Source organism: Pseudonocardia yunnanensis, from assembly GCF_039534065.1.
Lineage (GTDB): Bacteria > Actinomycetota > Actinomycetes > Mycobacteriales > Pseudonocardiaceae > Pseudonocardia > Pseudonocardia yunnanensis.
Genome location: NZ_BAAAUS010000001.1, coordinates 190928 through 202516 on the forward strand (window position 1 = coordinate 190928; position 11589 = coordinate 202516).

The following is an 11589-nucleotide window of genomic DNA, read 5'->3' on the forward strand; positions in this document are numbered from 1 at the left end:
GGCAGCGGCGGGGCCGGCATGACCAGCCAGGCCTTCATCGGTGCGGGCTGGGCGTTCCCGATGCACACGAAGGCCTCCGGTGGGATCTCCCTCGCCACCGGCGAGCGCGAGATCGAGGAAGCGATCAGGCTGATCCTCTCCACCGCGCCGGGAGAGCGACCCATGCGGCCGGAGTTCGGCTGCGGTGTGCACGACCTGGCCTTCGACCCGATGAATCCGACCACCGCCGGCCGCGTGCGGTTCGAGGTCATGACCGCACTCGACCGCTGGGAGCCGCGCATCGAGGTGCTCGACGTCGTCGTCACCGCCGACGAGGAGGACACGGCGACGCTGCTCATCGAGATCCAGTACGAGATCCGCGGCACGAACAACCCCCGCAACCTGGTCTTCCCGTACTACGTCATACCTCCCAACGAGAGCGACCTTTAATGCCCCTGCCCGCGCCGAACCTCGACGACCGCCGTTTCCAGCAGTTCGTGGACGACGCCAAGCGCTACATCCAGCAGCGCTGCCCCGAATGGTCCGACCACAACGTGTCCGACCCCGGGGTGACCCTGATCGAGGCCGTCGCCTACATGGCAGACCAGCTCGTGTACCGCCTCAACCGCGTACCGGACAAGAACTACCTGGCCTTCCTCGACCTGCTGGGAATCACCCTCTTCGCGCCCGCAGCGGCGCGCGTCGACGTGACGTTCTGGCTGTCGGCCCCGCAGCCGGAGACCGTGGTGATCCCCCCGGGCACCGAGGTCAGCACGGACCGCTCCGACAACGACGCTGCGATCGGTTTCGTCACCGAGCAGGCGCTGCCCATCCCACCGTGCGAGCTGCAGCGAGTGGTGCGCCAGGTCTCCGGCGGCGCTCCGGAAGACCGCACGCAGGAGGTGCTGGGCGAGCGTGACGTGAGCGCGTTCTCTGCCGAGCCCCGCCCTGGCGACATGCTGCTGTTCGGACTGTCCGTCGGGGTCCCGAACTGCGCGGTGGCACTCGAGCTGGACAGCCGGGTCGACGGCGTCGGCGTCGACCCGCGCCAGCCTCCCCTCCGCTGGGAGGCACTCACCTCGCGCGGCTGGCGGCCGTGTGAGGTGGCCGAGGACGAGACCGGCGGTCTGAACCGCTACGGCCGGGTCATCCTGCACGTCCCGGACGGGCACACCCGCTCCCGGCTGGGGCAGGACGAGGCCGGGTGGCTGCGCTGTCAGGTCACCGAACCGAAGGTCGGACAGCCGTTCTACTCGGTGTCGCCCACCGTGCGCTCCGCCGTGGCGTTCACCATCGGCGGCACGACACCAGCGGTGCATGCCGAGGACGTCAACAACGAGATCCTCGGCGAGTCCGAGGGTGTACCGGGCCAGCGCATGCAGCTGGCGAACCCCCCGGTGGTGATCGGCGAACCGTCCCTGGTGCTGGACGTGTCCGCCGACGAGGGGTGGCAGCGCTGGGAGGTGGTCGACAACTTCGCCGCCTCGAATTCCCGCTCGCCCCACGTGCGCCTCGACGCGACCACCGGCGAGATCATGTTCGGCCCGGCGGTCCGTGAGCCCGACGGCAGCATGCGCCAGTACGGGGCGGTGCCGCCCAAGGGCTCGGTCGTGCGCGCCACTCGTTACCGGTCCGGTGGTGGCCGGGACGGCAACGTCTCGCGCGGCACCGTCCGGGTTCTCAGCAGCTCCATCCCCTCGATCGCCCGCGTGGAGAACCGCGAGGGCGCCCGCGGCGGGCTCGACGGCGAGACGATCGACGAGGCCAAGGTCCGCGCACCGATCACCCTGCGCGCACAGGACCGGGCGGTGACCCCCCGGGACTACGAGGAGCTCACGCAACGCGCTGCGCCGGAGGTCGCCCGGATCGCCTGTCCCACCGTGCGCGAGCCGGGCAACGAGAACGCGGTGCGGGTGCTGGTGGTCCCCCAGGCCGTGCCGGACGTGGGCGGGCGGCTCCGCTTCGAGCAGCTCGTCCCCGGCGACGAGCTGCTGGCACGTATCACCCGCTATCTCGAGGACCGGCGCCCGCTCGGCGTGCGGCTCTCCGTGGGACCGCCCTTCTACCAGGGCGTATCCGTGCAGGCGACGATGCACTCCTACCGCGGGGTCTCCTCACAGATGGTGCGGGCCGGCGCGTTGGACGCCTTGTACGAGTACCTGGATCCGCTGACCGGTGGTCCCCAGGGCAACGGCTGGCCGTTCGGGCGTCCGCTCGCGGCCGGTGAGCTCTTCGCGGCACTGCAACGGGTGCCGGGCGTCGAGCTCGTGGACGAGGTGCTGCTGTTCCCGTCCGACCCCCTGACGGGACGGCGCGCCGATCAGACCGACCGGATCGATCTCGCGCCCGTGGCGCTGCTTTTCCCGTACGACCTTCGGGTGCGGGTGATCGGGGACCGATGAGAGCGAACGTCAACGACCCTCGCAGCCCGAACCCCCTGGCGGACCAGCTCCCCGCGGTCTACCAGGAGGACTCGTTCGGACTGCGCTTCGCGAGCGGCTTCGACGTGGTGCTCGGGCCGCTGATGATCGTGCTGGACTGCCTCGACGCCTACTTCTCCCCCTGGCTCGCGCCGGAGGACTTCCTCGACTGGCTGGGCCAGTGGATCGGTGCGGAACTCGACGGAGACGAGCCGTTGGAGATCCGCCGGGAGGCCATCGCCAGCGCCGTGACCATGCACCGCAGGCGTGGCACCGCGTTCGGTCTCGCCACCGCGGTGCGGCTGGCGATCGGGGTGACCCCGGAGATCATCGAGAGCGGCGGATCGGCATGGTCGGCCCGCCCACTCGGCCCGTTCCCCGGCAACCGAGAACCCGACCTACGGGTCATCGTCCGGGTACCGGACCCGAGCACCATCAACCGCGTCCGGCTGGACGCCGTGGTCGCGGCGGCCAGCCCCGCACACATGCCGTATGCCATCGACGTGATCGGCACCGGCGGAAATGACGTGTTGCCTGTATGAGCGACGAGAACAACCCCGCGCCCCGCTGCCCGAACTGTGGGAACGAGGGGCCCAGGAGCGGGAAATCGTTCTGTGAGGTGTGCGGCGACTTCGTCGACTGGGACGAGGTCAGCCGTGCCGAGCGCGCTGCCCGCCAGCCCAAGCCCGCGCCCGCGCCCGAGCCGCCGGCGCCTTCACCGGCACCCGCACCCGCACCGGCACCCGCTCCGGCCGCGGCAGCAACGCCGCCACCGGTGCCGACCACGGCTTCCTTCGACGACACCCCTGCCGAGTCGGAGTCGAAGAAGTCGGACCTGCGGCGACGTGCACGCCGGCTCCTCGTCCCGCTCTCGGGCCGGGAGGAGGACGAGGTGGTGCCGGTGCTGCCGGGGCGCCCCGAGCCGCCTCGGCCCGAGGTGCGGCCCGTCGTGGCCAACGAGGAAAGCGGCATCGTCTGCTGGAACTGCGGTGTCGGCAACCGCGCTGACCGCAAGTTCTGCCGCAACTGCGGTGTCGACCTCAGCGCGGGCCCGCCTCCCGCGGCTCCCCGGAAACGCTCCTTCTGGCAGCGCATCCGGCTGTGGTTCGCCCGGCTCACCCGGGCACAGCTGATCGGTCTCGTTGCGCTCCTCGCGCTCGCGATCCTCGCCTACCCCGCTTTCCTGCTGGCCCAGCGCCTGCTCAACTCCGAGACCCTGCTCCCGCCCGCGACGGTGGCCGCGTCGGCAGCGGACACCAGCCACCCCCCGACATCGGCGTTCGACGGAAACCAGAACAGCTGGTGGGGAACCGGTCAGAACGGCGACTCCGCGGGCCAGTACCTGCAGGCGAACTACAACCGGAGCATCAACCTGCGGGCGGTTCGCATCACTCCCGGCGTCTCCCCGCGCCCCCAGGACCACTACAACCAGTACCGGCCCGAACAGATCGACATGACGGTTCGCGACGCCCAGGGCAAGAACACGGTGTTCCACCTGCACCTGATGGACGACGTCGTCCAGCAGATCTCGACACCGGTGGACAACGTCCGCCAGGTCACCCTCACCCTGCGCAGCGCCTACCGGTCGCCGGGCCCTGACAACAAACAGGTGGCCATCGCCGAGATCGAGTTCCTCGGAACCCAGAGCAACGGCTGACCGCCGGGCGGGTCAGCCCTCCTTGCCGCTGCCGACACTGGCGTCCAGCCACTGGCGCAGGGCCGGCAGTGGGAGGGCTCCCGCCTGGCGGGCCACCACCTCGCCGTCACGCACCACCATCAGCGTCGGCACCGCCTGCACCCGGAATCGCTGCGCCAGCCGCGGAGCCGCGTCGACATCGACCTTGACGAGCTTGACGCTGCCCGCGCGCTCGGTGGCCAACTGCTCCAGCGCAGGACTCACCATCCGGCAGGGCCCGCACCACGTGGCCCACATGTCGACCAACACGGGCAGTGCGGCACGCTCGACGACCTCGGCGAAGTCGTCGTCGCCGGCAGCGGTGATCCAGGGCAGCGAGCGGTGGCAGTTGCCGCAGTGGGGCAGTCCACTTGCGGCGGACGGCACACGGTTGGTCTTCCCGCAGTGCGGGCACTTGACCGTGGCGGTGGACGGGCTCATGCGACCTCCCGAGTGTGGCGACACCCCACTGTGCCTGCAGCCGGGCACTGCGCGCACAGCAGGTCACCCGCGATTCGGACAACAAGCGGTGAAAACACCGGCGACGTCGCCGTCCCGGCGGGTCAGACACGGTCCTTCGGAGGGGGCGGTGGCGGCAGAAAGTACGCCTTGATCGTTCGCGCATTCCATGGCGCGGAGGTCGGAGCATTCGACCGGGTCTCGTACCACGTGATCCGGCTTCGCTTGTTCACGACCTCTTTCACGACCCGGTACTGGCGGGCCTCGTTCTGCCCCGGGCGCCTGACCTGCACGATGCAAGCGGCTCCCTCGGGGCCGCGGTCCAGGTCGTTCTCGATCCCGGCGAGCGCATCCGCCGCCTCCGGATACCTCGGAGTCGGGCCGTCCCACTCCACCTCGGCCTTCTCCGGCAGCTGGGTCTTCGCAACTTCCTTGGTGTCCGCGGTCGGCACGGAAATCGTGAACGGCACGACGCCGGAGTGCGTGATCGATGACTTTCCGAGAGGGCCGGGATAGAAGGTGAAGTTGAACTTGACGTGCCCGCTCAGATGGGTCTGCGACTGCGTCACCTTCGCGTTGGTGATGAGCCGCCCACCCGTCTGCGCTTCCGTGCCGACCCGTGTGCGGTGGGAACTGCCGCCGGCGAACCGCACGCCGCCGAGGCCCAGGCTCGCACCGATCTGGCCGATGAACTGGCTGAGCTTGGACACCCGCTCCCGCTCACGGAATCGGCTGGTGTTCTCGCCCACCCACGCGACGTCGGCTTTCGGTTCCACGCGCTCGAAGCCCTGCGCGACCACCTCGGCGGTGGCCTCGATCCGTGCGGGCCGGAGGCGGACCGAGAACTGGTGGCTCGTCAGCGGCCTGCCGATGGTCATGCCGGCCAGGCCGGCCCTCAGCTTCTCCAGACTGAAATCCTTGTGGACCATCGGGCCGTGGGTCTTCCACGCCGACCCGTAGATCTGCGGCCCCACGGCGTCGAGCAGATCGTAGAGAGAGTGGACATCGGGCAGGTCACGAACGATGTGATCGGGCCTGAGGCCCTTCTCCACGTCAGGCAGCCGAAGAGCGGCAGGTTCGACTGCGTCGACCTGCTCGTTCTCGACCTTCAGCGCGTCCTTGGTCTCGATCAGCACGGTGAAGGGCACCCGCGCAAGTCCCATCCGAGATCCGGTGATCCGCGCGCGATCCTGCAGCATCATGTCCTTCGCCGCCGCGAGTTCCGCCAGTTGCGTCCGGGCCTGCCCGACCTCGGCCTCGTCGGCTCCGGGAGTGCCACGGAGACGTTCGTGCGCCTTCTCGGCACCCTGAATCGACTTGTCGATGTTCTTCGGCGCGAACTGTTCGCCGGCGTAGGCCGCGGGGTTCTGCCTCATCCCGATGCGAAGACGGATGTTCTCGCTCTGCTCCATCAGCAGTGCGCGCAGTTCCTCCTGATCAGCCCGCGAGAGTCCGCCGCGGGACTGCGCCTTCGTGAGGTCGGCGATCCGCTGATCCCGCCGCTTGGACCGGGTGGAGAACTCCGGATTTATCGTGCTCGCCAGGCTGCGGGGCTGATCGAACCGGAAATGAAGGAGGGCAACGCCTTTGAAGATGCTGCCCGGCACCTTCGACTTCGTCCCGATGCCTCTCTGGCGCGAGGTGAGATAGTCGGCCGTCAGATCCTTCCCACGCTCGTACGTGGTGGTGAAGCCCGGCGTGATGGACGCCTCCAGCGCCGACGGGGACGAGTTGCCGGTCATCCCGCCGATCGCCTGGTAGGCGATGCGCGTCTCAGCGCTGGGACGTCCGTCGGCGGTGCCGCCGAGGACGAGACCGCTGGTGGCTCCACTGTTGAACTCGGCGGGGTCGCGCGTGTTCTCGACGTGCGACATCTCGCCCTCGACGCTGGCCGTGACGGTCACGCGGCCGTGCTTCCCCAGGTCGATGCGCAAGCCCTGCCCCGTCATCATCGACTTGAGCCTCGGCTTGAGCGTGATGGGGTTGAGCTCGTCGACCAGGACGGGCCGCACGGCGGCCCAGTTCTCGGGCGAACCGAAGATCTGGCTCCCCTCGTGCGCCAACTGCTCCACGATCAGAGCCGCTGAAGGCTCGGCTCGCCGAACGGGCGACAACCTCGAAGCCGCCGCCCCGGCCTTCTGGGGGAAGAGTTCCAGCACGACATCGGTCGAGCCGAGCCTGCGTGAGCTGGTGATCCGGGCAGGCTGACGGTAGACCGACTGGTCCCTCGAATCCGCCGGCTTCTTCGCAGCCCCCGAATCCTTCTTCGCGCTCGCCTCCGGGTCGTTCTTTGCAGGCTCGTCCTTCTTCTTCTCGGGCGCCGGGGGCTTCGACGTGTCACGCGCCGGGAATGCGAACTGACCCGGCATGGAGGCCGCGACGGTCTTGACCTGACCGCCCAGGTTCAGTTCGATCAGAAACCGAATTTCACCCTTGTAGAGCTCAGCCTCCTCGACCATCTTCGTGCGCGTCACGAGGCCGCCGGCAGAGTTGACGCTACCTTCGGAGAAGATATCGACGGTTGCGCCGCCGGCACCAGTGGACGTCACGTGCCCGGCCCCCGCGGACGCCGCAAGCTGAGTTCGGCCGGTGAAGCGCGTTCGACTCCCGCTCGACGTTCCGGTACTGACCGCCGAATCCGATCCGACCTCGAACTCGAACTTCTTGACGGTCTGCACATGCTCGGTCATGCTCGCCCGGGCCGCGATGATGCTGACCACTGCCGCCACGTCGGTCCCGTTAGCCGTCTTCGTGGACACCGACGTCCCCAGCCGCTGTCCGTGGGTGAGCGCCGGAACGAGCGGCTGGATTGCGGCCCGGTCGAATACCGGAAGCACCTTCGCCTCGAACGTGTGCCAGTTGACACCGAGGTCCTTCTGGAGTTCCGCCTTCAGCGCGTTGACCACGGCCAAGTCGTTGTCGAGCCGGACGATCACGTCCGACGCACCGATCTGACCGTTCTTCGTGACCCGCAGAGGGGGACCGACCGCAAGGGGTGCGCGCGCCGGAGCGGGGGCGGCGGCGCCGTTGTTCCCGGCGGCCCCTTCCTCGGCCGGCTCCTGCCCTGCATCCGCAGACCCCGGGGCGAGCGACTCCTTGGTGTAGGCCTTAGGCAGGGCGACGACGAACCGGACCGGGGCCTTCATGATGCGGCCAGGCGTTTGCCCGCTCTCGGTGAGACGAAGGTCCACAGTGGCCTCACCGATGAACACGACCATCGGCTTCTCGAACTTGCCGTTTGCGGTGTTCGCGATGGCAACCGCCTGGCGCATTCCGGTGCGCTGCCGCTGTCGCGCACCGACGAGGAAGGAGGGCGAAAAGGTCGTCTCCGCTGGGAGCGGTACCCGAGGGCCGCCCTGGATCTGTCCTCCGCCTCCGTAGTAGGAGCCCTTTTGCGCGTTCGAACTCGTGGCCACGTCATTGAGCACGTTGAGCTCGGCCTTGGAACTCAGCTCCCGCACGAAAGACAGATCTTCGAGTTTGGCCGTACCCGACACCCATGCGGGGTCGTGCTCGGCGCGGATCAGCGGAGGGCTCTGCAACGGCACCTTCCGTGTCATCGCCGGGATCGATGCCGCCAGCCGCTCGCGGCTGAAGGTTCCGAGGATGACCGGCCGGAGGTCCGCCCAGGAAGCGCCGAAGTATCCCTTCCCCCAGTCGGCGACCTCGTCGGCGACGGGGTTGTGTTCGCCCTTCTCTCCGGCGAGGACGTCGAGAATGACGACGTCGGCCGGCAGTCCTGTCCCCCCGCCCGGCTCGGCGCCACCCAGCAAGCCGTCTGCCGCTGCTCTGATCTTCGTGTTCGGTGCGAACACCGGCGCAGCCATGCTGTGCTTACGCGGTCCTCCGCCCGCACTCCACGCTCCCGGGGCGTCGGCACCCTTGGATTCCAACTCCGCGGCATCGATGATGGCCCGGAAACTGATCATGGCGTTCGCCTGGGAGCCGACTCCGGAGTGGCTGAACGTCAGCATCGCCCTGCCGTCGAAGACCGCGCCGGGGACCTTCATCTTGAGCGCGGTGCCGGTTCGGGCGGATGCCTGGTCGCCCTCCCGGTTCTCGCGGCCGTACTCGCCGACGGGGGTGACGGTGAGACTCCCGGTGACCGCGGTTTCCCCCAACGGTGAAATCCCGATGGGAACGGTTGCTTCGCCCCGCGTGTTGCGGCCCTCGGACGAGGCTCGAGCCCGACTGCTGTCGGATCCGACGTTGAACTCCGTCTCCTTGGTGGTGCGCCGATATGACATCCAGTTGGCCTCGGCGCCGATCCAGACACTCCCGAGGTTCTTCGAGAGAGGAACCTCGATGCCCTTCCCCACCATCATCGCCTTCAGATCCCGCTGCAGGGACGACATGGTGAGGTGCGCCAGGATGTCCTTTCGGACGGTGGGCCAGTCCGGGAGTCCGGAGCCCCAGGCTTCCAGCGACGTCCGATCGTCCTTCGTACCCAGCAGCGCCGACACGCCGGATGCGCTCGGCCTCAGGCTCTTGTCGAGGGCACGGACATCCGTGACGACGTCCATGCCGCCCAGCGCACGCGTTTCCTGCACCCGAGCAGGCGGCCAGAAGCCGGCCGCCGCCGCTTCCCCTGCCGGTGGCCGGGCCACCGTCGCCCCGATGGGTTTCGATCCGGTCTCCGGGACCTGACGTCGTGGTCCCACCCCCAGCCGACGCGGCCCCTTGACGTCGGAGAAGTCGAACTGCATCTGAATCTCTGTATAGAAGAGCGGCGCCTGTTCTTTCGACTTGGTACGGGCGAAGCTCCGGCCACCACTCGAGACCGTCTCACCGGTGACGTCGTCCCGCAGCACTCTCACACCGAGGCCGACACTCACGCCCGTCGGTGAAACGGTGCCGACGACCTGCCCCTCACGCCGGTCCCGATTCTCCGACAGGCCGACGCCCGAGGTGAACCTGTCGCCACCGGCCTCGAACTCGACCGTGGCGGTGCCCTGCGTCTTCGCTTGTTGCACGACCCGGGCCGACACCTTGATCCGACCCGTCCAGCCGCCGACGTTCAGCGGCACCAACAGGACGTCGCCGCGGGTCATCGATGACAGCATCGGCTGCAGGGCGGCAGCGCTCAGGGTGGCAGCCCACCTCTGCTCGGCGATCTGCAGATCACGCGGGCTCAAGACGTTCTTCAGAGAATTCGACAGAAAGTCGATGACGATGTTGTCGTCGAAGGCCACGCCCGCGTCGCCCTTACTCGGGTCGCGCGGCTCGCCGATCTTGAGAATCTGATCGTCGCCGCCCAGCATGAACCGGTCCGCGACGGTCTTCGCATCTTTTTCCGGCACGTCGGGAGGCTGGGGATCGTCTTTTTCCGGCACGGCGGGGGGCTGGAGAAAGTCCTTTTCCGGCACGGCGGGGGGCTGAGGATCCTCTCTGAGGACTTCCTCGATCTGCGGGGCAGCCACCCTCGCAGGACCAGGACGGTCAGGACGCGGGCGCGGCCCAGCCGGCAGACCCGGACGCGTACGGACCGGACGCGGCTCCGCCGGTCCCGGCGAAACCTCTAGTCCCTCCGGCCCTCCGCCGACACGACCCGGACGCGGCCGCGGCCGCGGACCAACCGGCACACCCGGCCGCGTGCGAACAGGCCGCAGCCACTCCGGCGGCGAGACCCCACCGACACGACCCGGGCGCGGCCGGGGCCCGGCCGGCAGCCCTGGCCGCGTACGAACAGGCCGCAGCCACTCCAGCGGCGAGAAACCGGCTCTTTCGGAGACCTCGGACTGCGGCCGGGTCGCCGCGCCTGCGACAGGCTCGTCCTCCCGTTCGTCCGCGGAACTCGAACCGGCCGGGAAGAACGTGGCGGGCGGCCCCCATCCGATCCGCTCGTCGGCGATGTCGGTCTCCTCCTCCGTGGCCACATCGGTCTCACTCGGCCGGGACGCGGCCGGTGCAGCCGGTACGGAGGGGCGATCCCTGCGCCACCCGAGGATCTGGTCGGTGATGTCCGCCTCGGGACGCGGACGCCAGCCCAATCGCTTACGCCGCGCCTCTACTTCGGCCGCTGTCTGCGCGCGCTGTACCACCACGCCGGTGCCTGCCGGGCCCGTCTCGGCCGGGGGGTCACCGCCGGGAGCCCGCTGGATCGGCGACGTCGGGGACGTCAGCGCCTCAGCGGTGGCCTCCGCCTCCCGCTCGAAACGGTCACCCGGATCACTCACCCGCAACCCGTCACCGTTGTCGGTACCGGCCACCGGCCCCTGCCGCTGCTGAACGACATGGGTCAACTCATGCGCCAGGGTGTGCCGGTCGACCGGACCACCGAACACCACGTCATTCCCGGAGGTGTACGCACGCGCACCGATCGCAGTGGCCGAGCTACTCGCGGCACCGCCGGTGTGTACCCGAACCTCCGAGAGATCCGCACCCAGCGGCCCCTCGAACTCCCGGCGCTCCTCGGCGTCGAGCGGCCGACCCGGCGCGGCCAGCACATCGTGCACAGCGGAACGCTGCACAGGAGCAGATACGTCCTGCCCGCTCGTGCCGGCCGTCCGATCGGAGCTCACGTCGGCCAGTGCACGGGTGACGGCGGCATTCCCGGCCAGACTCTGCAGCGTCAGAACCGATCCCGGAGCCCCTCCGATGTCCCGGGGGCCTTCCACACGCTGCACCGGCGATTCGTCACGATGTGCCGCAGTGGTGCTTTTACGCCCGGTGCGGCCTGCTTGCACTGATATTCCCCTTGCTCACGGTGACGCAGCGACTGCGTAATGGCATGATCTTTGTTGCAGCCGGCAGCGACGCAGGAACGCAAAGATGTACGGGTCGAAAAATCCGCATGGCCGCACGCCACTCGCTCCTCCTGGAGCAGGATTTGAACAGCCTTTCACCAGAACCTCCCGAAAACGGGGATGATCTGGACATCGTGGCTGCTGACCGCGGCGTGCAGCGAGTGCCACGACTACTCGTAGTCGCCGCACCCTTGGGCACGACCCATGGGGAATGAAACTCTTGCGGGATGCCGGCGTGAGCCCAGCCACCACCAGCGCTATGCGAACGCCCGGCGACACCACGCGACGGCTGTCCAGTCGGGCGAGCGTG

Annotated in this window: 6 protein-coding genes; 4 read left to right on the top strand and 2 right to left on the bottom strand. The window is 68.9% G+C overall.

Annotated elements, in window-relative coordinates:
* Positions 1 to 18: 18 nt before the first annotated feature.
* The 4 genes from ABD743_RS00945 to ABD743_RS00960 are packed head-to-tail and all read left to right on the top strand — an operon-like array spanning position 19 to position 4056.
* Positions 19 to 429, top strand: coding sequence for a GPW/gp25 family protein (locus ABD743_RS00945; RefSeq protein ID WP_241036097.1), 411 nt, complete (start codon positions 19 to 21; stop codon positions 427 to 429).
* The gene (locus ABD743_RS00950; RefSeq protein WP_344717760.1) at positions 429 to 2381 is read left to right on the top strand and encodes a putative baseplate assembly protein; all 1953 of its coding nucleotides are present in this window, start codon (positions 429 to 431) and stop codon (positions 2379 to 2381) included. Before ABD743_RS00945 ends, ABD743_RS00950 begins: the two co-directional genes overlap by 1 nt.
* On the top strand, positions 2378 to 2941 hold the full coding sequence (locus tag ABD743_RS00955; RefSeq protein ID WP_344717762.1) for a phage tail protein: 564 nt from the start codon (positions 2378 to 2380) through the stop codon (positions 2939 to 2941). The genes ABD743_RS00950 and ABD743_RS00955 overlap by 4 nt, the downstream gene beginning before the upstream one ends.
* Positions 2938 to 4056, top strand: a complete 1119-nt coding sequence (locus ABD743_RS00960) for an NADase-type glycan-binding domain-containing protein (protein ID WP_344717764.1) — start codon at positions 2938 to 2940, stop codon at positions 4054 to 4056. Before ABD743_RS00955 ends, ABD743_RS00960 begins: the two co-directional genes overlap by 4 nt.
* Before the next feature lie 12 nt (positions 4057 to 4068).
* On the opposite strand, the gene trxA is transcribed toward ABD743_RS00960, so the two are convergent.
* Both trxA and ABD743_RS00970 read right to left on the bottom strand, forming a co-directional pair.
* Positions 4069 to 4515 (bottom strand): thioredoxin, encoded by a 447-nt coding sequence (gene trxA, locus ABD743_RS00965; RefSeq protein ID WP_344717766.1) that lies wholly within the window; start codon positions 4513 to 4515, stop codon positions 4069 to 4071.
* Positions 4516 to 4637: 122 nt separating this feature from the next.
* Positions 4638 to 11054 carry an eCIS core domain-containing protein gene (locus tag ABD743_RS00970; protein WP_344717768.1) on the bottom strand — a complete coding sequence of 2139 codons (6417 nt, stop codon included), beginning with the start codon at positions 11052 to 11054 and terminating at the stop codon, positions 4638 to 4640.
* Positions 11055 to 11589: the final 535 nt, after the last annotated feature.